The organism is Nostoc sp., from assembly GCF_036918015.1.
Lineage (GTDB): Bacteria > Cyanobacteriota > Cyanobacteriia > Cyanobacteriales > Nostocaceae > Nostoc.
Map to the genome: position 1 here is coordinate 107,294 of NZ_JBALEO010000098.1, position 21,956 is coordinate 129,249.

Here is a 21,956-nt window from a genome sequence, read left to right on the forward strand (position 1 = left end):
GTGTGTGACACGAAACTACATCAGGGATATTATAAGAACTTTGAATTATTTTCAGAGTTGGAAGTTCCAGGAACTGCTAAATACATAAAGCTTTTATATTTGACTGTCAATTTCCTCGGCATACTTGACAAAGTTCGATGACTTTTGTCTGGAGTGTTGACATTTCTGATGCTCCTTGCTTAAGGCTAACCTCTAATTCCAGGAGTAGGGGTAAGCAAGAGATTAACTGTTGCACCGAAAGCAGTCTGATTTCTTGTTGTAAGAAGTAAATCCGTTTGGGATTACCGATATCAGCAGCTTTAGCGATCGCTTGTTGATTCCGTTCCCCACCTTCTATCATAATCTTGACCCACAGCCAGGTGCGAAATTGTCCAATCAGCGTCGCAACTATCCGTAATCCCGGCTCGGAAGCATTGCTCAAATCTGCCAGTGTTGTCAAAGCTTTTGCTGTATCTCCTGTTCTGATTGCTGCTGCTAATTGTAAGCTATTTTGAGTAGTATTTCTTACTAACTTCGTAACAGTATCTGTGTCTAAAGGCTTATTGCTATCTTGGACATATAGCCGTAATTTCTCTAACTCATTGTAAAGAAGCCGTGTATCATTGCCTACAGATTCTGCCAACAGATGGGAAGTATTGGCAGTCAGTTTCACGCCCACTGTCTGGGCTGCTTGATTAACAGATTGCACCAGTAATTCTGTTTTCCAAGGGGGGATGAGGGGAAATTCTCGGAATTCAGTCGCAAACTGTTTTAACAATTTCGTGGATTTGAGGCGTTCATCTGGCTTATTGCGGCTGGTGAGCAATAAAAATGAGTTTTCGGGAATCACAGGTAGCGATCGCCCCAATTCTGCCAACACATTCTCTGGACAGTGCTGACACAGAGTAGTGTTTATCAGCCATACCAAGCGCCCACCAGCGCCAAAAGTAGGCGTCATCACCTGATTTAACCCCTGGATAGCAGCATCAGCTTGATCTGGCGGGAATGCAGTGTAATTAAAACTTGTCCATTGGGGATCGAGGACGCGATCGCGCAAAAGTGCGATCGCCTTTTCCATCGCAAAATCATCCTCACCCCAGTAAACATAGATTGGCATAGATAAACCTCTTAGTACATGGGCCATTAGGAGTGCTGTTAGCGGATAGCTAGGGTTTAGCCCGTGCTGAGTTAGGAGTTAGGAGTTAGGAGTTTTGTTTACCCCCTTGTCCCCTTGTCCCCCTATCTCCCTCATCTCCCCACTTCCCACTCCCAAAAATTAAATACTTTTGAAATCATTCTCTTAATCAAGGTAATTTTCCCTAAAATCTATCAAGTGAGAGCGTGAGGCTATGAAGATTGGACGACAACTATCAAACTTACTTAAATCGGTTAGCAAGACTGACGCTGCCAGAAGCCTACAGATCCCAAGCCCAGCATATTCAGGAATCTTCTAAGTTTCAGCCACATTCTGGGTTGAGACAAGCGGCATCCTTTCCTGGCTATACGCTAATTACCCCGCCGGCAGAAGAAGAATCACAAAATTCTGCTTTCTATGCCAAATTACAGACTTACCAACAGGAACTTTTGCAGTTGCCTGTAAACCGTAATTTGATTGTACCTGTACCTCCTGCTAGCTTCCATCTGACTTTAGCGGATTTAATTTGGGACAATGCTTACCTTGACACCTACGAAAAAAATCCTAAATTTGACGAGGAGTTACATTCTTGTTTAGCTGAAATATTTCAAAAATATCAACAATTGATGACAAACAGGAGTCATCCAATTAAATGGCAAATGCTGGGGCTGATACTGATGCCAAGAGCTGTAGCCGTTTGTTTAGTCCCCCAAGATCAACGCTGCTACGAGGAAATTATTCAATTTCGCCGAACAGTTTATCAAAATCCCAAGTTAATTGCCTTGGGTATTGAGCAGCATTATCATTTTACAGCCCATGTTACATTAGCCTATTTTGGGGAGGTTCCGTCTGACCTAGACCGCATAAGCTTCAGCACCATGCTTTCTCAATTGAATGAAGAATGGCTGTTGAATTTGCCAGAATTTTTGATCGATCGTGTTGAATTACGAAAGTTTGACAACATGACACGCTATTATCGTGAACCAGACTGGCCGATTTTAGATTTTTGATCTCAGACAAGCATTAATCTGAACAATAAACCTCAGAATCCAGCGTTCAGGAGTCATATAGCAATCCTATTTGATTTGTGACAATTGAAATCGGCAGATCCCCGACTTCTTTAAGAAGTCGGGGATCTTATTTTTCCTGAACTATTCAAGATTGCTATAGTTTTTTATCGTTTAAAATTTCGGTTGTTGATAACCGAGGTAAATTGCTTCTAAAAATACATCAGGCGTAACCGCTTCTGGCAATTTTTCTAAATTAATAATAGCTTTAACTTGCTCGGCTAGCTTTAGAGATAGTGAGGCTCTTGCCTTTAACGACATGGCACCACGTCGCTGCAAATACTCACGAATCACAGCAAAATCATCTGGCATCAATTGCGATAAATCAGCAATCTGTACTAACTGTTGATGAAGTCCTTTTGCCTGTTCTGAAATTGTCAATCTGGTAGATGCAGTGGGTGCTTGGGCTTGAATGACAATTGTGCCAGCAGCCAAATCACCTAAGCGCTTTTCGCGGCTACCCAGCATAATTAAAAAAGCGCCAATAAATAAAGTTTCATCAAAGGGCCGCAATAAAGCACGTAGCGTTGCTTGTTGTAACCCGATCAGTCTACCATCATCTCGAACTACACGAATTTTAGCAAAGCGTTTACCAGGTGTTTGTCCAAACCATAAGGTTTCAAAAAATACAAAATAGCCAATATAAATTGCAAAGGCGATAATGAAGAAAATTGCTAACAACCAAATATCTAAACTTGGTAATTTTGTAAAAAAGTATTCAACGAAATTTAACAGCTGTGTCGAGAAGACACTCCAAGTAAGGACAAACAGAAGCAAAGTTACACCCAACACTGTATAGTCAATCAGGAGTGCCAAAGCTCGATTACCGATTCCCGCTAGAGTGAATTCCAACTCTACGCTTTCTGGAGTCTGGAATGTGATGCGATTAAAAAAGCGCATATTTTAACTAATTCAAAATTAATAGAGTTGGATTAAGGTGTGGAATTAACGAAAATCTTGCGAAGGAGGTTCTCGTAATTGTAAACCTAGACCTTCACGCCGACTACGCAAGTCCAAGTATAAAACAGCTTTTAGTGCTTGCCAGAATGGCATGACTAAAACTCCACCGATCAAGCTTCCAATCACAGAAATAATATACACAATCGAGTAGATAGCAGTACCAGGCTCAAGTTTGAGTAGGAATAAGCTAGGTATATAGTTTAATACAAACACCAACGGCAATGTAACGATAAAAGCAACTAAAACAATGCCTTGAATGCGAAATACTGAGGCTTTAGTTAGATCCCAACTTCTGGCAACACTTTCGCCACCATTGATATTTTCCTCAACTGCTAAAGGCACTTCAGCTACTATCCAACGAGAGTAGAACCAGGTTATTCCCAACAATATAATGCCTGCTGTCACAATTATTGCCAATGTGGTTATGACTATAATGCCTGAACTACCTAATATTCCTCTTAATGCTATTCCGATCAAGCTAGCTACTACACCGCCCACGATCGCTAATCCAATATAAATTACCAGTAAAGATATACCTACTTGGAAAGCAACTCTTAAAAAAGACCAAAGACGTGGATTAACATGGCTGCGGGCAGTTTGAACACTTTCAGGCTGGTAAATCAATTCTCCAAAAGCCAAGCGTGAAATTAGTCCAGAAATGGCTGCATATTTTGCCCAACCATACACAGGAACTAAAACCCACAAGTGTGCGATCGCAGCTAGGTTAAGATAAGTCTTCAAATGAGAACGATACAACTGTACCGCAGCACTGACAACGTTACCGATACTCAGTGGTTGTATCTGGCCGGAAGATCCAAAGTTTTCAGACATAATACTAAATTTCCCTTGAAATTACGGAGATGAATTTGAGGCTATCTTAAGCTAAGTTAAACTCAGTGTTCCCAAAATTCATGAATATTCAACGTTGGATTGCGCGACGAGAACCTAATTGGCAGCGTTTAGATGCCCTATTAAGGCAGATAGAAAAAAAAGGGTTAAAGTCCTTACGGGCAGCAGAAATTAGAGAGTTAGCGAGTTTGTATCGTTCAGTGGCAGCAGATTTAGCACGTGCCCGCACTCAGCAAATCGGCAATACTTTGATCCAAAGTTTACAATCTTTAACAACTCGTGCCTATACGCAGATTTACCAAGGTTCGCGGCGACAGGAATGGCAGGCAATCCTAGAATTTTATCGTTGGGGATTACCATCCGTAGTCCAGAAATCATTTGTATATATTGCTGCGGCAACGGCGCTGTTTCTATTAGGCGCACTAGTGGCTTGGTGGTATTCCTGGCAAAACCCCAGCTTTATGCCTTTGATTGTACCTGAAAGCTTGATTACCAAAGTGCGAGATGAGCATAAATTATGGATGGGTTCAATTGTCGGCGTTGAACCTCTGGCATCCAGCGGTATCGCAATCAATAATTTGTCGGTGTCTTTTGGGGCTGTTGCTGGTGGTATGACGGCTGGAGCATACACAGCCTATTTGATGGTATTTAATGGTTTATTAATTGGCGCTGTTAGTACTTTAGTCGGTCAAAATAATCTGGCTTATCCTTTTTGGGCCTTTGTGTTTCCGCATGGTTCTTTAGAATTACCGGCAATCTTTTTTGCTGGAGGCGCAGGATTTTTATTAGCAAGAGCAATTTTATTTCCTGGTAAATATCGCCGTGGGGATGCACTGAAATTCTATGGTTATCAGGCGGTGCAGCTAGTATTTGGGATTGTACCAATGTTGATTATTGCTGGTGCGATCGAAGGCTTTTTCTCTCCTAATCCTAATGTACCTGATGTAATTAAATATCTGGCAGGGATAGGATTATTTATACTTTTAGTGCTGTATTGTAACCGCAAGCAAACAGGAAATAATTTAGATGGCGGCTGATTGGCAAATTTAAAAAGTATTTTAGAATATAGGTAAATACTAACTATGTAAATAAATCATCATAAATTGAAGTTAGGATAATCATGGTAAAAACATCAAATAAAATATTGACCCTAGAAGAGTTTCTCACACTACCAGAAACTAAACCTTATTGTGAATACATTGACGGTCAAATTATTCCAAAACCTATGCCTCAAGGAAAACATAGCACTATTCAAGGAGAACTCTGTCCCACAATCAATTCTGTTATCAAAGTCCAAAAAATGGGTTGGGCTTTTCCAGAATTACGTTGCACTTTTGCAGGACGTTCTATAGTTCCCGATGTCGCTGTATTCTCTTGGGCAAGGCTTCCTATAGACGAAAATGGTGATATTGCCAATACATTTATTCTAGCACCCGACTGGATAATCGAAATTCTCTCCCCCGAACAAAGCCATACAAAAGTTACAAAAAAAATCTTACACGCTCTCAATCACGGAACTCAAATGGGTTGGTTAATTGACCCTGATGAGCGCTTCATTGCTGCTTATCCTGCGGGACAACAACCTTTACCTTTTGAGGAAATTGAGTCTGTTTTACCAGTGCCAGAATTTTGTCAGGGGTTACAGTTGACGGTAGGTGATATTTTTGGGTGGTTAAAGGTGATTATGTAATAAATATTAATCGGATTAGTTTAGCATTAATGTTTTAGCCAAAGAGTAACAGAAGATATTCTGTTTACTTAATTCAACTCTTGCACTGAAATATGACAAAACGCATCATTACCGAATTATCTGATAAACAAGAGGCCATGCTTTCTATAGAAATCGTACTTGAATATTATTAAGTATACCGAGAAATAAACCTTTGTATGACCAGCTTCTAGCCAATTTGGTTTTTCAGAAATCAAATAGGGAGCATCCCAATTTTGCAAGAACATGTTTGTCATTGCGAACGAAGCGACAGCGTAGTGTTCGCGTAGCGTCTCGTAGAGAAGCAATCCCATATCTTGCGATTGCTTCACTCCACTACGTTGCGCTCGCAATGACAATTTGTAACCTGAGTTTGATATAACTTGCACATTTGGGATGCTCCCATCAAATATGAGTCCTATATCTATTTTTTTATCTCTTTTCTACTGAAGTGATAATTTTGATATTACATGATTGACTCACTTCTAATTATTTAAATTAAACCTAAAATTTTCATCAACATATTTTTACTTAACTGATTTAACAAATCAATATCAACAAGATAAAAATGTTTAAAATTAAGATTTAAACAGACATTAATTTTTTATTCATCATTTGTTAAACAAAGTTTAAATATAAAAAATGTACCTTGTTTTAAGACTGGAATAACACCAAGGAAATATTCCTTTAATCAGAGGTAATATGATTTTTTCGACCGCTATATTGAATCGTGTCGTTGCTACTTCAATGGTGACAACTTCTGTTGCACTTAGTCCATTTTTTGGTGCGATCGCACAAGCTGAAACTCTAAATGGTGCAGGAGCAACTTTTCCGGCTCCGCTTTACGAACGCTATGCTCGTGAAGTGAAGAAGAAATATCCAGACTTAAAAATTAACTACCAAGCAATTGGTAGTGGTGGTGGTATTCGTCAAGTCATCGCTGGAACCGTTGACTTTGGTGGTAGTGATGCTGCAATGAAAGATGATGAAATTGCTAAAGTCAAGAATGGTGCAATCTTAGTACCTACAGCAGGCGGTGCTGTTTCTGTTGTTTACAATCTTCCAGGTGTTAACGATCTCAAATTATCTCGCGCTACATTACCAGCAATTTATTCGGGTCAAATTACAAAATGGAATGACGCGAAAATTAAAGCTGATAATCCAGGTGCTAATCTACCAAATCAAACAATTAAATTTGCTGTTCGTGCCGATGGTAGTGGTACAACTTTCATTTTTACGAATCACTTGAGTGCCATCAGCGGTTATTTTAAAGGCAGAGTTGGAACTAACACTGCTCCAAAATGGAATCTGCCAAATGTCCTCAAAGGTAAAGGGAATCCGGGCGTAGCTGCTATAGTAGCTCGTACTCCTGGTTCTATTGGTTATGTTGAATATAGCTACGCTGTCCAAAATAAGCTGAAATCAGCATTGGTACAAAATAAGAACGGAGAATTTGTTGCTCCTTCTTTAGAATCTGCAAATGCAGCTTTATCAACTGTCACTTTCCCAGACAACTACCGCGTTTTTATAGGAGATCCAGGACAAGGTTATCCCATTGTCGGTCTTACTTGGATGATGGTTTACAAACAGTATGCTAATGCTGCGAAAGCTGATGCAATTAAGAAATGGATTAATTGGGTATTGAAAGATGGTCAACAATATAACGATGACCTTAACTACACCAAAATTCCATCAGATGTAGCAAATCGAGTGCTTCAGACAGTGAATAGCTCTGTCAAGCCTTAATTTGTAATTTTTAGAAATTACGCAAAAGAGATTCCCCAATTCCCTTAAAAAGAGAAAGGTGCTTTGAATATATCCCCCTTTTTTAAAGTTTAGGGGGATTATTTTGCTACTTTACTCCCCTAAGAAACTGAGTTAATAACTCTTTTTACCAGTCATAAAAAATCTATTTTACTGATTTGTAATGGCAAATTTATCAGATGATTCAAATCTAGGCGATGAAAATTTCAATCTAACTACTACCAGCGGCACAAATTTCTGGTTTGACCAAGGTTTTACACAGCTAGTATACTTTTGTGCCGTGATTACTGTTGCAGTACTCTTTTTGATGAGTTGGGTAATTTTACACGAAGCTCTACCAGCCATTAAGCAGTTTGGAATCGGGTTTTTGTGGGGACAAGATTGGGATACAGGTAATCAGATTTTTGGTGCATTACCCTACATTTATGGAACTTTGGTAAGTAGTGCGATCGCTATTTTATTCGCTGTCCCAGTGGGAATTGCAGTAGCCTTGGTCACTAGTGAAAATTTTTTACCTACATCACTGCGAACCACCCTAGCATTTGTTGTTGAATTAATTGCCGCAATTCCCAGTGTAATTATTGGTTTATGGGCGATTTTTGTCTTTATTCCAGTTCTAGAACCTCTGCAAAAGTGGTTAGCCAATACTTTTAAATGGATACCACTGTTTAATACAGAAGATCCTTCTGGGACTAATATGTTGACTGCTGGAATTATTCTCGCCATCATGATTTTGCCCACAATGGCAGCAATTAGTCGTGATGTCTTAATAGCTATCCCTAAAGAATTGCGTAGTGCATCTATGGCTTTGGGTGGCACTCGTTGGGAAACTATTTTTCGAGTCTTGCTACCATCTGGATTTTCTGGAATAGTGAGTGCAGCAATGCTTGCTTTAGGACGGGCTTTGGGTGAAACAATGGCCGTTACTATGGTGATTGGTAACTCTGCTCAAATCAGCGCATCTTTACTCGACCCAGCTTATACAATTCCCTCTGTATTAGCTAATGAATTTGCCGAAGCTGAACCGGGTTTGCACATAGGTGCTTTAAGCTATTTAGCATTAATTTTGTTTGGGTTGACTCTAACTGTAAATATTGGCGCTGTACTATTGGTGAAGTGGGTTGGCGGTAAAAATAAATAACACTATCTCACTTTGAAATTATTACAAATAACTCAGTTAACAAGAAGTTTATCAATCAAACTTTGTCAAACTTATGAGTGGCTACATTCAGTCAGAAACAGATGAATCTTTGGCGGCAGAATTATGCAGTCCTCTGCCAAGAGAACGAGTAATATTTACATACGCAATGAATGCGATCGCCTTTGGTCTTACAGGTCTAGTACTCATTCCTTTATTATCAATTTTATGGGAAATTTTCTTCCGGGGAATATCTGGACTCAAATCAGAAATGTTTGCCAAAGCAGTTATTGATAATGGCTTTGGCAATGCCATCTTGGGAACCATAATCATGGTGGTAATTGGTGCTATTTTCAGCATTCCCACAGGGATCATGACAGGAATTTTCTTAGCAGAATTTGGCCAAACTAACCCAGTTGCTAGTATCGTTCGTTTTGTTACTAGTATTTTGACAGGTGTGCCTTCAATTGTTGTCGGCGTGTTTGCTTATGGTGTGATAGTTTTGGTAACTAAAGGATTTAGTGCGATCGCAGGTGGTTTTGCTTTAGCCGTGATTATGCTACCTGTAATTATACTGACAACAGAAGAATCCTTAAAACTGATTCCCACATCTCAACGCCTCGCCTCTGCTGCTTTAGGTGGAACTCGTTTCCAAACTACTTTTCGCATTGTTGTAACTACAGCAATCCCCGGAATTACCACAGGCATTTTATTAGCTGTAGCTCGTGCTGCTGGTGAAACAGCACCCTTAATTTTTACCGCTTTATTTAGTCTAGATTGGTCAGAAGGATTGTTAAGTCCAACAGCTTCTTTACCAGTATTAATTTTCAACCTCTACAACGACCCCGACCCCCAAAAAAGTCAATTGGTATGGACTACTTCTATAGTTCTACTCGGCTTAATTTTATGTGTAAGTATTCTCTCTCGCTTAGTTATTAGGCAGAGAAGAATAAATTGAAGAAGAATTCAGAATTCTGAATTCAGGAGTCAGAATCAAGATGCTTGTGTTCACTATCCGTCAGTCGTACAAAATTCATACTGAATCCTGAATCCTGACTCCTGACTCCTGACTCCTGACTCCTGACTCCTGACTCCTGAATTCTGTTTTGATAAATTTTTATTTCGCACCTTGGGAAAGCATGAGTAACCTAATTCCAGCTATCAAAGTTAAAAATATCAGCTTTTACTATGGCACAATCAAAGCAATTGAAAATGTGTCAATAGATATTTACCAAAACCAAGTGACGGCAATTATTGGCCCTAGTGGTTGTGGTAAATCTACCTTCATCAAAATTCTTAATCGCATTAGCGAATTAGAAGGGCCTGTCAAAGTTGAAGGAAATGTAGAATTCTTTGGTCAGAATATTTACGCTCGTCGTGTCAACATAAATCGTTTACGCCGCCAAATTGGTATGGTATTTCAAAAACCAAATCCTTTTCCTATAAGCATTTACGAAAATGTTGCCTACGGGATGAGAATAGCAGGCAGATATTCAAAATTAGAATTAGATGAAATTGTTGAATCTGCACTTCACAGTGCTGCTCTTTGGGATGAAGTCAAAGATAAGCTGGATAAATCAGCTTTAGGGCTTTCTGGTGGTCAGCAACAAAGATTATGTATTGCCCGTGCTTTAGCAGTCAAGCCAAAAGTTCTGCTGATGGATGAGCCTTGTTCGGCTCTTGACCCCATTGCCACCATGAAAGTTGAAGAACTACTCCATAGTTTACAGTCTGAGTTGACAATTGCGATCGTTACTCATAATATGCAGCAAGCCGCTCGTGTATCTGATTTTACGGCTTTCTTTAGCACCGATGAAAGTCGGATTGGTCAAATGGTTGAATTTGGTGCTACAGAGCAAATCTTTAACAACCCATTAGACCCCCGCACCCGCGACTACATTTCAGGGCGTTTCGGTTAAGATACTTTCAAACGTGAATTATTGATTTTGTCGAACTAGCTTGCACTAGAAGATACTCATAAAATGTAGTTTAAAAAATTTACTAATCTTTATAAAAAAATAACTCCTCACTATCTATGAGAAATATACAGCAATACAGTTCAGTTAAGCCTAAAACTCAACTTCTACGTAGGTTAGCTTGAGGAACGAAACCCAACACTTCTTTGACTTTGTTGGGTTTCACTTCGTTCTACCCAACCTACAATTTTCTTAACTTAACGGTATTGCAATATACAGCAAAATTCAGAATGGGCTACGCCCCGCTGCGCTAACAAGAGTAAAACACGCTTTATATCTGGGTAACAGACTTAGCTTCTGTACCTCACCAAATTGAAATCTGCTGTATGATATTCGTATTTTGATATCGAACTAGACCTAATCCTTTTTCATAAGAAAGGATGCTATATCAGTCAAGGTGCAAAAGATGGGTATAAAAAGTCTGTAAAAGATCAATTTTGGAACACAGTCTTGATACAAATATCTAATAGCACTTTATTTGCTGTATGACTACTGTATAGCTACGTAATTTCTATGAATATCTCATTTTGGCAGTAACATAGTGAAACAGCATTGCTGATTTGTACTGTTTTACTTAATCAAGTTTTGTTTCACACGTTTTGGGAATATGAGTAAACTAATTCCAGCCATCAGAGTCAAAAACTTCAGCTTCTCTTACGACGCTCAAAAGATAGTTGAAGGCGTGTCAATGGATATTTACCAAAACCAAGTCACGGCAATTATTGGTTCTAGTGGTTGTGGGAAGTCTACTTTTCTTAAATCGTTAAATCGCATGAGTGAATTAGAAGCAGAAGTAAAAGTTGAAGGAAAAGTAGAATTTTTTGGGCAGAGTATTTATGAGCGTCGTGTTAACATCAATCGCTTACGTCGCCAAGTTAGTATGGTTTTTCCCAAACCAAATCTTTTTCCCATGAGCGTTTACGATAATGTTGCTTATGGGGTGAAGTTAGTTGGATGGCATCCGAAAGTAGAATTAGATGGAATTGTTGAATCTGCTATCAAAGCTGCCGAACTTTGGGATGAAGTGAAAAATAAGCTGCACAAATCTGCTTTAGAGCTTTCTGGTGGTCAACAACAAAGATTATGTATTGCCCGTGCTTTAGCGGTCAAACCTAACGTTTTGTTGATGGATGAGCCTTGTTCAGGTCTCGATCCTATGGGTAGTATGAAAATCGAGAATTTGATCCATAATTTGCGTTCTGAGTTGACAATTGTGATTGTTAGTCACAATATGCAGCAAGTTACTCGCCTATCTGATTTTACGGCTTTCTTTTATAGTAATGAAAATCGTATTACTCAAATGGTTGAATTTGGTACTACAAATAAAATCTTTACTAACCCTGTGGATTCTCGCACTCGCGACTATGTTTTCGCTCGCGTCGGTTGAAGGGCTTCTTAAATTCTAGCCATTCAGAGGGTTACTACATAGTGCAAGCGGAAATTAAGGGTTGAATTGAATTTCCGCTTGCTTTAAGTTTTTCTGGTGTTGGGCAATGCAATCTGATATTGACAGTATTTTTTTATACTATATATTTAAAGACAAGTATTTGCTCTAGACCACCTGAATCATAAAATGAAATGTCCCCGGTGCGAATCTACTTCATATCGTAAAAATGGTCGTCGGAATGACAAGCAGAATTACCTCTGCAAAAATTGTGGTAAACAATTCCTAGAACCTGCATTCTCTCGTTCCTTAGAAACTGACTTGCTTGCTAACAGCAACGGACACACTAAAGTATCTACGGCTGAAACGACGGAACTTTGTTTAGTAAAAAACCTGCCAGAAGAAAAAATCACAGAGAAAACCCTTGACTCTTTTAGTTTGACATTAGCTGAACAACTGCTGCAAACGATATTATCGCCTGGTTGGTTAGAATCTGCCGCTTTCAGCCAATTTATCCAAAAAATTCAAAAAAAAGCTGAAATAAAATATCAATTAGAAACAGGGATATCGCTTCTACTTTTGGATGCAGAAAACTTAAAACTAGATGTGAATTCAGAATTATTTTTAGCTAGTGTCTGCAAGTATCCCCTCCAATTTAAAATGGCATTTGCCAACTGGAAAAATCCAAGTATTGGAAAGCAAGATATTGAACTATATAACCGTGGCTATCAACTTGTCCATGTGCCAGAGGGTAAGAATAGTGCTGATGCAAAAATGATCGCTTTCGGTGCTTGTATTGTACGTTCTTATCCAACAGTTAAAGAAATATTAGTCTGTTCTAGTGATGGAATTTTAATTCACCTTTGCAACGAACTCCAAAACCAAGGATTAATCGTCTATTGGGTACGTAGACAAGGGCAAACTTTGCATATAGAAAACCGGAATACTGGCAAATTAACTCATTATTCCTTAGCAATGGCAACAGAAGTTCCATCCTTAGAAAAAGTGGTTGAGCAAATTCAAGATTTAATTAAAAATGAACAAGATTCAATCAATACTCGATTACACAGTTTAGGAACTATTGCGAGTTTATTTCAAGAAAGATCCAATATTAATAACAAATCTAATCATAAGCAACCAGAAATTGAGGAAATTGTCCCTATTATAGATAATTCATCTGCACAATTTATTCAAGAAGAATCTGCGGAAATTCCTAATGAAAAAACATTAGATGAATTGCTATTAAAAATTATTCAAGATATACAAATAAAGTCTCCCAAAACTAAATTATCTGTGTCTAAGCTAGGCTCAGAGTTACAGAAAATAACTGGAGAATCTCCTAATTCAATTATTAAAAAGTTAAAGTTAGGTTCCAATTTTACCAAATATTTAGAATCATCTCCTACCTTTACATTAAAGGCGAGTGGCAAGGAATATGAAGTAATGCCGCTACTCAGCGAGTAAATACTTTCTAGATTGTTTACGTACAACCTGAGCCTGTAATTCTGTATTATGTAAAAAGATGTAAATAAATGTAAATATTACAATGCAGGATAAAGTCGTTGTTATTGTCGGTGCTACTGGTGGTATTGGTTCAGCTTTAACACAAAAACTTGCGACTACCGGAGTTCGCTTGGTACTGGCTGCTAGAGATGCGGTGCGTTTAACAACACTGGCTGCTGATTTACCAGGAGAAGTTTTAACTGTTCCCACCGATATTACTGACCCCAAACAGGTAGATACTTTGATAGAAAAGACGATCGCTGAGTTTGGTCAAATTGATATTTTAGTGAATGCAGCTGGTGCTGGTATACTCAAGCCCTACAACAGCCTAGAACCCGCTGATTTAGACAAGATGTTAGATGTCAACTTAAAAGGTAGCTTTTACACCACTCAGGCAGCTGCTGAAGAGATGCAAAAGCGCAAGTCTGGTCACATCTGTAATGTAGTAGGAATTCTGGGCAAGCATTCGATGGGGATGGCGGCAGCTTATTCGGCTTCTAAGTTTGGTGTTGTCGGTTTTAGCAAGTGTATGGCAGAGGAACTCAAGCGTTTTGGTATCAAGTTCACGCTATTCTACTTTGGTGGGGTAGATTCTCCTTTTTGGGATAATGTCAACCTAAAAGTAGACCGGAAAAAAATGCTCAGTCCTGAAACTGCTGCCAATGCGATTTTCTTTGCTCTTTCTGCCGAACCGCAAGCTGTGCCAATGGAAATTAATATTCAACCTGATAATCATCTGTTCTTTTAAAGGCGGAGTGCGCCTAGATAATTCTTGCTTAGGAAGGACGTGAAAATCTAGCAAAAAAGGCAAAATTTACAGATATATAAACTGTTATGCTGGATTTTCAATATCTATGAAAATTGATCACGTTCATTTCTATGTAGAAGACGCCAAAGTGTGGCGGGATTGGTTTGTACGCCATCTTGGTTTTCAAGCAGTAACCGATCGCATCAGTTCATTTCACACTTGTACAGAAGTGGTTAAAAATGGTGATGTCTGCTTTTTTCTGTCTTCACCACTGTTACCTACAAGTCCAGTAGCGGAATTTCTGCGTCAATATCCACCTGGTGTGGCAGATGTCGCTTTTGCTGTCGAAGATGTCGAAGGCGCGATCGCACTAGCTCAAAAACACGGTGCTACAATCTTACAACCCATCCAGGAACGCCAGATAGGTACGGCATTCTTCAAATGTGGCAAAATTGCTGCCTGGGGTGGATTAACTCATACTTTGATAGAAAGGTCATCGGTTTTTGACAAAGGACAAATGACAAATGACATAGACGCTTCTGCGGCTTCCCGCAGGGTAGGACAAATGACTAATGACAACACTTTTACCGCCATAGATCACGTAGTGCTAAACGTGGCGGTTGGTGAGTTGGATCGTGCTGTGGCTTGGTACGAAAAAATCCTAGATTTTCAACCCCAGCAGGCGTTTAAAATTAAAACCAATCGCTCTGCTTTACACAGCCAGGTCATGGTTTCACATAACGGTAGCGTCCAATTGCCAATTAATGAACCGGCTTCCAAGAATTCTCAAATTCAGGAATTTCTAGATGTCAATCGGGGGCCAGGAATTCAACATATTGCCTTGCGGACGAATAATCTTGTGAGTGCGATCGCTAAATTTCGTGCCAGTGGTTTATCCTTACTCTCGGTTCCCCAAACCTATTACTCGCAGCTAAAACAGCGTCCAGGACTCACGCTATCACCCTTAGAATTAGAAGCGATCGCTCAACAGGAAATTCTGGTGGACTGGCAAGAATATACTCCCGTAGGGACAAAACAAACCGCGCCCCTACTACTGCAAATTTTCACCCAGCCCATTTTTGAACAACCGACATTTTTCTTTGAATTTATTGAACGCCGTTTCCAAGCTCAAGGTTTTGGCGAAGGTAACTTTCGCGCCTTATTTGAAGCTATTGAAAGCGAACAAATCAAACGCGGTACTTTGCAATGATGCCTGAGTGCAAAATATCAATTGAAATTAGCTAAACTTGATAGTCTCCAAAAATAGCCATACATCTGAGATAATTTTAATAAAAATTAACATTTTCCGCCGATGCTAAGACTGATTACTGATTTCGACGGCCCAATTATTGATGTTTCCGAACGGTATTACCGCGTTTATCAATTTTGCTTAGAGAAAACCCGTCGTCCAGATCAAGTAGTGCAAGAACTTCCCAAAGCGGAATTTTGGCAGTTAAAGCGATCGCGTGTTCCTGAAAAACAAATCGCCTTAAATTCCGGGTTAGACGAAGCCCAAGCTCAAGAATTCGCCCAATTGCGGCGGCAAACTGTGCATACAGAAGCTTATTTTAACTATGACACTCTCGCACCTGGTGCTGTGGATGCACTGTTAAAAATTCAAGAAGCCGGAATTGATTTGGCAGTTATGACGATGCGCCGAGTTCGAGAACTAGACTATGCCTTTAAAAAATACGATCTAGGTAAATTTTTCCCAGAAAATCGTTGTTATTGCCTGAGTAACGATTACGTTAAAACTCGTGATATTGAAGATAAGCCCTTGTTAATGGCTAGGGCATTAAAAGAACTCCCTCCGGCTGCTGATACCTGGATGGTGGGAGATACGGAAGCCGATATCACCGCTGCGAAAAATTATGGTATTAAGGTGATGGCTGTAGAATCTGGGATTCGCGATCGCACCCAACTAGAACTTTACCACCCCGACTTAATCGTTCAGGATTTCAGCACTGCTGTAGATATAGTTCTAAAACCTAAACACCTTGTCTAAAAGGCTCTGTAGCTGCAACAGATTCAATGAATCAGAAATTCAGGTTGCAAATTAAAATAGGAGTCAGAATAGGTATTCTGACTCCTGACTTTTTTATCTTAGAAGAACACACATAAACCATGTCTTCTTTATACAAACTTGCTTAAGGCAGTAGTTTAACGTAGAAAACTACTAACTAACCACAACAATATAAATGTCACTACAGTAGAGAACTGATTTGTTTCCAGACTGATAAATGATATTTGTGGTAAGAGCCAGCTAGCAACTAGTCCCCCAGCGATTAGGCCAATTATTAAACTGACCAGGGTGAACAAAACTGCTCGGCCAAATTTGCCTTCCTTGCGATTGAGAAAGTAAATACTAGTGCCTACGCCAACCACCAATGCTAACTGCAAAACCTGATCGCCTCCCTCTGGATAGAACAGGCTAATAGAACTCAAACCGAGAAACCAAGCTCCTGGTAAGAGTATATCCGCAGGCGTTGGCTGATCCAGCATCCGTTGCAGCCATGCAGGTGACTGCTCGCGAGGGGTTGGACTTTCTTTAGGAGGCGATTGCACTCGCAACTCTGGAAACCGTATCCGCTCAGGGACTTTGATTTTACCTTCCTGGCGCATCCGTAAGCGATCCATTAAAATCGCATCGTAAGCCGCCTCAATCACTTCTAAATGCTTGGCATCGCCATTATGTTGCTCGAATAGGCGATTACGAGCATCCTGAATTTCATCGAAGCTAGCCTCTTCTGATACCCCAAGTTTTTCGTAGGGATTTTGATCGCTCATGGGAGTTTGTTACTTCAGCCTCAATCAGCGGCAGTCTTTTATCGGAAAAAAAACAGCTTTAGGTTTTATTTTGATCGAAACTAAAGTCTCGACCTAATTTATATGCCCTACCAGGATAGTAGCACGGGTTAGTTTGATCGACTTTGTAATTTCAACTATAGTCACTTTAACATATCGCTATAACTCCGTGTATACCCTCATGTCTTTGTCTAATTCTGGCTCTAATCTAGAATTTGAACGGAGAGTACCTAAAAGTCATGGTTTTTATGAAAAAATCAACTTTAATGTTTCAAATTTGGCAACTTACTGTGCCCTAAAAGAGTTTTTTTTAATTATACTGAATAATCGCTTGTGGTATATATCCACATATCGATTTAAAATTGAAACGTTTTAAGTTACCACCTAACGGGGATTGAGAAGGTGTCTTGCTATCAAGAACGGTTGCAGTTAAAGTCAGAGCGCTTATATACTGTTGGCTAACAGAAGTTTCGCCTTCTAATTGCCTACAATCCTGATTAGAGTATTTATTTTTGAGCGATCGGGATTGTTATACCGTAGCCATGTAGATTCTTTGTTACTCCTAAAGTGGCAACTGCGTTTTTACGCAACTCTCTTGTTAATCTTACGAATTTTTGTGCAAAGTAATGGTCATGGCTCCCGCCAAGATTCTTGTAGTTGACGACGACCCTGCGGTTCGGAATTTAATCCAACGCTTTTTGATTAAACAGAACTATCAGGTGGAGGCTGCCGAAGACGGAAAGACAGCCTTAAATCTATTTGAGCAATTTAACCCTGATTTGGTGATTCTAGATGTGAATTTACCAGATGTCACAGGGTTTAACCTCTGCCAAGAGATGCAAAGTCGTAATGGTGTTTTTGTTTTGATGTTGACTAGCCGTGCTGACGAAGCTGACAAAATTCGCGGCTTTGCTAAAGGTGCTGACGACTATCTCACCAAGCCTTTTGGACTAGGAGAGCTAGAAGTCAGAGTCGGAGCTATTTTGAGGCGTCAGCGAGTGATAACTACGGCCGAGCAGAAACGCTTGGTATTTGAAAAACTTATGATCGATCCAGTGCGACGGGAGGTAGCACTTAATAACCAAGCAGTGCCTTTAACTGCTCTGGAATTTGACTTGTTGCATTTTTTAGCTAGTCATCCAGGTCGAGTTTGGCGGCGGGCAGAGCTAATCCAAGAGGTATGGGATTATGAATATGTCGGCGACCAGCGGGTTGTAGATGTTCATATTGGCCAAATTCGCAAGAAGATTGAAATTGATGCTAGTCAGCCAGCATTAATTCAAACTGTACGTGGCGTAGGCTATAAATTTGAATCTCCTGCTCATCCCCAGCATTTGGAAGCCAAGTCCTAAGTTTATAGTCTAGAGTTTTTTAACTCTTGACTGTTGACTCTTGGGGTAGTAGTTGGTAGATTTTCTTGGTTTTACTAACAGACAAATTTAGATAATCAAAATAAGTAGATATTCCTCAAATACACGCCAAACAGTGATTTGAGATATTTATTTGTCTATCTATTTAAGATAGTGGACAGGGGAGAGAGTCCACTGGAAAAAATTTCTTGGTATGTTACCGTTTTGGTAGATATAACGGTGCTGAGATTAGAGTTCATAAGGTACATAGCTGTGCATTGGTAGCCAACTTAAGCTAAAGTCCTCTTTAAACCCCATTTCTAGCCTCTGCCTAGAAATACTGTTCATTGGACTGCTGTAAGTCAGGGAGGCAGTAGCCTCAAATGAGAACAAAGGTAAATTTCGACCCGTTACCAACTGGTTTTGGCAATAATTAAGAGAAACTATTAGAACTTTTTTATGGATCGGAATTTACCGATCTTTTTTATTGTAATATTGCCGATCGCTATTAGCTTAAGATCCCATTAATGGGGCACGGTATAGCGGTTCTCGGTTGAGTGAGGTACAAGAACCCCACCCCCAACCCCCTCCCCGCAAGCAAGGAGGGGGCTAAGATGTACCTCATGTGATTAGGAAACGCTATATGCCGTGCCCCATTAATAGGGATATAACGCCCTTCATACCAGTACCTATGGGGTGTCTAGTAAATTAGCTGTTGCTGGTGAGTCGGTACAGGGCATTTCTACTGTGGAGTGGTGGAACAAAGTTTCCAGATAGACTCGAGCAGCACGGCGATCGCTATCTCCATTTTGGAGTAAAAACAATGATAGTGCCGCCGTCAGTACTCTGTTTTCATCCCAATCGGGATGGGTTTCTAAGTAGTTTTTTAAGGATTCGTGGAGTGTTTCAGGAATTTCTGTAAAGATGCTAACCGTTGATTTCATGAGATTTTCCTCCTATGAGGATAATCAAGAGGGACAAGTTGCTTGCGGTAAAGCGGTTTAGGGCTTCACACGCTCTTTCGCTATCCCGACAATCTGCACTTACATCTGATGGTAATATATTTTACACATTTGATGGCAGCGGTTGAACAGGACTATAAAAGCAAGCCGCATCATTGTGCGCCAAGAGGGGGTGGGTTTGTCAATGCTGCGAAATGTTAAAAACGATGGTATAAAAAATAAATACGAACGAAAGAATCGGTATTTGAGCCTATTTTTCGTTACTTTACTTTATAAAAACTCAGTCCTTAAACTTCTTCGCTACTTATAATCAACAATCCCCAGTAAGACAGCAAGAAGCCTATTAGCTCGTATAGCACCTGTGGAAAACTGCTAAAATCCCTGTGGAAACCCTGTGGAATGAGTGAGGAAAATAGTAGCCAATGATAAGAATTACAAAAATGTCATCAACCTATGACATTTAAACTCATGAAATTAGCTTCTCAATCTCAGTTATCATCGTGGTTGCCCTCGATACATCCCCAGGTCTGGATTTTCGCAATTGGTAGATTTTTCTCAGAAGTTGGTACTGGCTTTACCCTGTTTTATGCGCCCATCTTTTTTGTCAATCAACTTGGTTTATCTGCAACCAGTGTTGGGGTAGCCTTGGGTAGCGCCTCGATTTCCGGCATCGTCGGGCGGATTGCGGGTGGTTCTTTGGCTGATTCTGAATATTGGGGACGCCGCCGCACTTTGTTGCTAGCGACGGCGATTTCAGCAATTGCTTCTCTAGTTTTAGCTGCAACCGATAATTTCACTTCTTTGGTAATCGGTAGCTTGATTAGCGGTTTAGGGATAGGTTTCTATTGGCCCGCGGCTGAAGCTGTGGTTGCTGACGCTAGCCAAATTGACAATCGCCGAGAAACTTTTGCGATCGCACGACTAGCTGATAATCTGGGGTTAGCGATCGGAATTGTGCTAGCTGGGTTTTTGATCGCAATTATTGGGAGTTATCGATGGCTATTTGTGATTGATGCCATCTCTTTTATGGTATTTTTTGGAGTTGTCTATGTGGGAGTTAGTGAAACCAAACAACAGCAGATAGAGAATTCTGAAAAGACAGAACTTTTTGCTGCTTGGATGGCAGTATTAAAAGATGGGCGTTTCCTGGTCTACATCGCAGTTAATATATTCTTTACAATCTATATTTCTCAAATCCACAGCACCCTGCCGCTTTACTTCAAAAACTTTGTCTTTGTCGAAAGTACCACCAAGGGATTTGCTGCAACTACCATTAGCGGGCTATTTGCTTGGCATCTGGTGTTTGCAATTATTTGTCAGTTGCCTGTCACCAGTATTTTAAAACGCTGCTCTCACACACTTGCGCTCACTGTTTCCGCCATTTTTTGGGCAATTGGTTTCGGACTGATTTGGGTAAGCGGTACAGCCCCATCTCATCATCTGCTTTGGGTAATATTGGCATTGGGAGTATTTGCTGTGGCGATTGTTTCCTATACTCCATCTGCTGCTTCTTTAGTGACTGAGTTAGCCCCCGAAAATCAACGCGGCGTTTATTTTTCCATCAACGCTTTGTGTTGGGCTGTTGGCTCTTTTATTGGTCATCCCTTGGGTGGATGGGCATTAGATCAACCACAAATTATTACCAATACTTACTGGCTAGGCTTCATCTTGAGCGTAGCGATCGCTGTGGTAATTTTACAGTACCTCAATCGAATTTTGGCTGAGTAACATAATCCTCAACTCTATTGACGACGTTCTTGCAACTTGCGATACACAGATTTTAAATCCACTTGATGGTGAGCTAAGGCAACCAAAGTATGATATAGCAAATCAGCCACTTCACCTGCGATCGCATCTGCTTCATCATCCTTAAAAGCCATTACCACCTCAGCAGTTTCTTCACCAATCTTTTTTAAAATTTTGTTATCGCCACCTGCGAATAACTTAGAGGGGGTCGAAGAGGTTTAGTAAGTTATCTTTATACGTGTTAATTAATGCCGAGGTGTATAGATGAGGATAACTGCTGAGGAGTTGTTACAACGATATGCTGCTGGGGAAAGAGATTTTACTGGGGTTGATTTGAGTGGGGCTGACTTGAGTGGTATCAATCTTACTGGAGCTAACTTGAGTTTTGCCAATTTGAGTAGAGCTAATCTTATCGGTTCCAATTTGAGTGGTGCTAACTTGTTCAGGGCTGGTTTGGACGGAGCTGATTTGACAAGGATTAACCTTACTGGGGCAAGTTTGGAAAGGACTCGTTTCGGAAGTATTGATATTGTAGACGCTAATTTGAGTGGGGCTAACTTGAGTGGCGCGACTATGACTGCTGACCTCAGTGGTGCTAATCTCAGTGGTGCGAACCTCACTGGTGCTGATTTGTATAGGTCTTACCTGGAAGACACTATCTTGAGGGATGCTAACCTGACTGGTGCCGATTTGACTAACGTTTATTTCGAGAACGCTGACTTTACTAATGCCAACCTGTTGAATGCTGATGCCGCTAATTGCACCTTTGACTGTGTTGTTCTCCATAACACCACTATGCCAGACGGCAGTATTATCACTGATAACCGTTGGAGTGGATAAGGAATAAAAACTATTCAGCAAAGATTTTTCACAAATCCACGGT

At 40.2% G+C, this 21,956-nt stretch carries 19 protein-coding genes and 2 pseudogenes; 15 read left to right on the forward strand and 6 right to left on the reverse strand.

The genetic code is table 11. The features are described 5' to 3' along the window. Positions 1 to 106 precede the first annotated feature (106 nt). Positions 107 to 1,096, reverse strand: coding sequence for a DNA polymerase III subunit delta (gene holA, locus V7K61_RS31235; protein WP_335059639.1), 990 nt, complete (start codon positions 1,094 to 1,096; stop codon positions 107 to 109). A gap of 239 nt (positions 1,097 to 1,335) precedes the next feature. Here holA and V7K61_RS31240 point away from each other — a divergent pair, with 239 nt between their 5' ends. Next, the gene (locus V7K61_RS31240) at positions 1,336 to 2,124 is read left to right on the forward strand and encodes a DUF1868 domain-containing protein (protein WP_335059641.1); all 789 of its coding nucleotides are present in this window, start codon (positions 1,336 to 1,338) and stop codon (positions 2,122 to 2,124) included. A 171-nt stretch (positions 2,125 to 2,295) separates the two neighbouring features. On the opposite strand, the gene V7K61_RS31245 is transcribed toward V7K61_RS31240, so the two are convergent. After that, a complete protein-coding gene (locus tag V7K61_RS31245; protein ID WP_335059643.1) occupies positions 2,296 to 3,081 on the reverse strand; it encodes an RDD family protein in 786 nt (261 codons plus the stop codon). Positions 3,082 to 3,126: 45 nt separating this feature from the next. Then, a complete protein-coding gene (locus V7K61_RS31250; protein WP_335059645.1) occupies positions 3,127 to 3,972 on the reverse strand; it encodes a hypothetical protein in 846 nt (281 codons plus the stop codon). Positions 3,973 to 4,052: 80 nt separating this feature from the next. Here V7K61_RS31250 and V7K61_RS31255 point away from each other — a divergent pair, with 80 nt between their 5' ends. From V7K61_RS31255 to V7K61_RS31305, 11 genes are all read left to right on the forward strand, one after another. Continuing rightward, a complete protein-coding gene (locus V7K61_RS31255; RefSeq protein WP_335059647.1) occupies positions 4,053 to 5,027 on the forward strand; it encodes a stage II sporulation protein M in 975 nt (324 codons plus the stop codon). 83 nt (positions 5,028 to 5,110) lie between these two features. After that, the gene (locus tag V7K61_RS31260; protein ID WP_335059649.1) at positions 5,111 to 5,680 is read left to right on the forward strand and encodes a Uma2 family endonuclease; all 570 of its coding nucleotides are present in this window, start codon (positions 5,111 to 5,113) and stop codon (positions 5,678 to 5,680) included. A gap of 720 nt (positions 5,681 to 6,400) precedes the next feature. Continuing rightward, positions 6,401 to 7,444, forward strand: a complete 1,044-nt coding sequence (gene pstS, locus V7K61_RS31265; RefSeq protein WP_334928482.1) for a phosphate ABC transporter substrate-binding protein PstS — start codon at positions 6,401 to 6,403, stop codon at positions 7,442 to 7,444. Between the two features lie 181 nt (positions 7,445 to 7,625). Next, the gene (gene pstC, locus V7K61_RS31270; protein WP_335059651.1) at positions 7,626 to 8,603 is read left to right on the forward strand and encodes a phosphate ABC transporter permease subunit PstC; all 978 of its coding nucleotides are present in this window, start codon (positions 7,626 to 7,628) and stop codon (positions 8,601 to 8,603) included. Positions 8,604 to 8,676: 73 nt separating this feature from the next. Beyond that, entirely contained in the window at positions 8,677 to 9,558 is an 882-nt protein-coding gene (gene pstA, locus V7K61_RS31275) for a phosphate ABC transporter permease PstA (protein ID WP_335059653.1), read from the forward strand. Between the two features lie 181 nt (positions 9,559 to 9,739). Further along, the gene (gene pstB / locus V7K61_RS31280) at positions 9,740 to 10,519 is read left to right on the forward strand and encodes a phosphate ABC transporter ATP-binding protein PstB (RefSeq protein WP_335059655.1); all 780 of its coding nucleotides are present in this window, start codon (positions 9,740 to 9,742) and stop codon (positions 10,517 to 10,519) included. 664 nt (positions 10,520 to 11,183) lie between these two features. Beyond that, positions 11,184 to 11,963 carry a phosphate ABC transporter ATP-binding protein gene (locus V7K61_RS31285; protein WP_335059657.1) on the forward strand — a complete coding sequence of 260 codons (780 nt, stop codon included), beginning with the start codon at positions 11,184 to 11,186 and terminating at the stop codon, positions 11,961 to 11,963. 186 nt (positions 11,964 to 12,149) lie between these two features. After that, a complete protein-coding gene (locus V7K61_RS31290) occupies positions 12,150 to 13,424 on the forward strand; it encodes an IS1/IS1595 family N-terminal zinc-binding domain-containing protein (RefSeq protein ID WP_335059659.1) in 1,275 nt (424 codons plus the stop codon). An 82-nt stretch (positions 13,425 to 13,506) separates the two neighbouring features. Beyond that, complete coding sequence (locus tag V7K61_RS31295) at positions 13,507 to 14,211, forward strand: SDR family oxidoreductase (protein ID WP_335059661.1); 705 nt, start codon at positions 13,507 to 13,509, stop codon at positions 14,209 to 14,211. A gap of 106 nt (positions 14,212 to 14,317) precedes the next feature. Beyond that, complete coding sequence (hppD, locus tag V7K61_RS31300; protein WP_335059663.1) at positions 14,318 to 15,421, forward strand: 4-hydroxyphenylpyruvate dioxygenase; 1,104 nt, start codon at positions 14,318 to 14,320, stop codon at positions 15,419 to 15,421. 102 nt (positions 15,422 to 15,523) lie between these two features. Further along, positions 15,524 to 16,216, forward strand: coding sequence for an HAD family hydrolase (locus V7K61_RS31305; protein ID WP_335059665.1), 693 nt, complete (start codon positions 15,524 to 15,526; stop codon positions 16,214 to 16,216). Between the two features lie 155 nt (positions 16,217 to 16,371). On the opposite strand, the gene V7K61_RS31310 is transcribed toward V7K61_RS31305, so the two are convergent. Then, positions 16,372 to 16,998 (reverse strand): CPP1-like family protein, encoded by a 627-nt coding sequence (locus tag V7K61_RS31310; protein WP_289798780.1) that lies wholly within the window; start codon positions 16,996 to 16,998, stop codon positions 16,372 to 16,374. 650 nt (positions 16,999 to 17,648) lie between these two features. On the opposite strand from V7K61_RS31310, the gene V7K61_RS31315 reads away from it, so the two are divergent. Then, positions 17,649 to 18,368, forward strand: a complete 720-nt coding sequence (locus V7K61_RS31315; RefSeq protein ID WP_094348795.1) for a response regulator transcription factor — start codon at positions 17,649 to 17,651, stop codon at positions 18,366 to 18,368. Positions 18,369 to 19,117: 749 nt separating this feature from the next. Here V7K61_RS31315 and V7K61_RS31320 read toward each other — a convergent pair. Next, a pseudogene (locus V7K61_RS31320) lies at positions 19,118 to 19,309 on the reverse strand (DUF2811 domain-containing protein); the annotation flags it as partial. 486 nt (positions 19,310 to 19,795) lie between these two features. Here V7K61_RS31320 and V7K61_RS31325 point away from each other — a divergent pair. Then, the gene (locus V7K61_RS31325) at positions 19,796 to 21,055 is read left to right on the forward strand and encodes an MFS transporter (RefSeq protein ID WP_335059667.1); all 1,260 of its coding nucleotides are present in this window, start codon (positions 19,796 to 19,798) and stop codon (positions 21,053 to 21,055) included. Positions 21,056 to 21,069: 14 nt separating this feature from the next. Here the strand turns inward: V7K61_RS31325 and hisE are convergent. Beyond that, positions 21,070 to 21,288, reverse strand: a pseudogene (hisE, locus tag V7K61_RS31330) (phosphoribosyl-ATP diphosphatase); the annotation flags it as partial. Positions 21,289 to 21,337: 49 nt separating this feature from the next. On the opposite strand from hisE, the gene V7K61_RS31335 reads away from it, so the two are divergent. Next, a complete protein-coding gene (locus tag V7K61_RS31335; RefSeq protein WP_335059669.1) occupies positions 21,338 to 21,913 on the forward strand; it encodes a pentapeptide repeat-containing protein in 576 nt (191 codons plus the stop codon). Positions 21,914 to 21,956 lie beyond the last annotated feature (43 nt).

What these genes read in the sequence shown, in the direction of transcription:
- V7K61_RS31260 (WP_335059649.1), top strand. Translation starts at nt 5,111, where the DNA reads ATGGTAAAAACATCAAATAAAATATTGACCCTAGAAGAGTTTCTCACA.
- holA (WP_335059639.1), bottom strand. Translation starts at nt 1,096, where the DNA reads ATGCCAATCTATGTTTACTGGGGTGAGGATGATTTTGCGATGGAAAAG.
- V7K61_RS31325 (WP_335059667.1), top strand. Translation starts at nt 19,796, where the DNA reads ATGAAATTAGCTTCTCAATCTCAGTTATCATCGTGGTTGCCCTCGATA.
- V7K61_RS31315 (WP_094348795.1), top strand. Translation starts at nt 17,649, where the DNA reads ATGGCTCCCGCCAAGATTCTTGTAGTTGACGACGACCCTGCGGTTCGG.
- pstA (WP_335059653.1), top strand. Translation starts at nt 8,677, where the DNA reads ATGAGTGGCTACATTCAGTCAGAAACAGATGAATCTTTGGCGGCAGAA.
- V7K61_RS31285 (WP_335059657.1), top strand. Translation starts at nt 11,184, where the DNA reads ATGAGTAAACTAATTCCAGCCATCAGAGTCAAAAACTTCAGCTTCTCT.
- V7K61_RS31310 (WP_289798780.1), bottom strand. Translation starts at nt 16,998, where the DNA reads ATGAGCGATCAAAATCCCTACGAAAAACTTGGGGTATCAGAAGAGGCT.
- pstB (WP_335059655.1), top strand. Translation starts at nt 9,740, where the DNA reads ATGAGTAACCTAATTCCAGCTATCAAAGTTAAAAATATCAGCTTTTAC.
- V7K61_RS31335 (WP_335059669.1), top strand. Translation starts at nt 21,338, where the DNA reads ATGAGGATAACTGCTGAGGAGTTGTTACAACGATATGCTGCTGGGGAA.
- pstS (WP_334928482.1), top strand. Translation starts at nt 6,401, where the DNA reads ATGATTTTTTCGACCGCTATATTGAATCGTGTCGTTGCTACTTCAATG.
- V7K61_RS31290 (WP_335059659.1), top strand. Translation starts at nt 12,150, where the DNA reads ATGAAATGTCCCCGGTGCGAATCTACTTCATATCGTAAAAATGGTCGT.
- V7K61_RS31305 (WP_335059665.1), top strand. Translation starts at nt 15,524, where the DNA reads ATGCTAAGACTGATTACTGATTTCGACGGCCCAATTATTGATGTTTCC.
- hppD (WP_335059663.1), top strand. Translation starts at nt 14,318, where the DNA reads ATGAAAATTGATCACGTTCATTTCTATGTAGAAGACGCCAAAGTGTGG.
- V7K61_RS31255 (WP_335059647.1), top strand. Translation starts at nt 4,053, where the DNA reads ATGAATATTCAACGTTGGATTGCGCGACGAGAACCTAATTGGCAGCGT.
- V7K61_RS31295 (WP_335059661.1), top strand. Translation starts at nt 13,507, where the DNA reads ATGCAGGATAAAGTCGTTGTTATTGTCGGTGCTACTGGTGGTATTGGT.
- V7K61_RS31250 (WP_335059645.1), bottom strand. Translation starts at nt 3,972, where the DNA reads ATGTCTGAAAACTTTGGATCTTCCGGCCAGATACAACCACTGAGTATC.
- pstC (WP_335059651.1), top strand. Translation starts at nt 7,626, where the DNA reads ATGGCAAATTTATCAGATGATTCAAATCTAGGCGATGAAAATTTCAAT.
- V7K61_RS31245 (WP_335059643.1), bottom strand. Translation starts at nt 3,081, where the DNA reads ATGCGCTTTTTTAATCGCATCACATTCCAGACTCCAGAAAGCGTAGAG.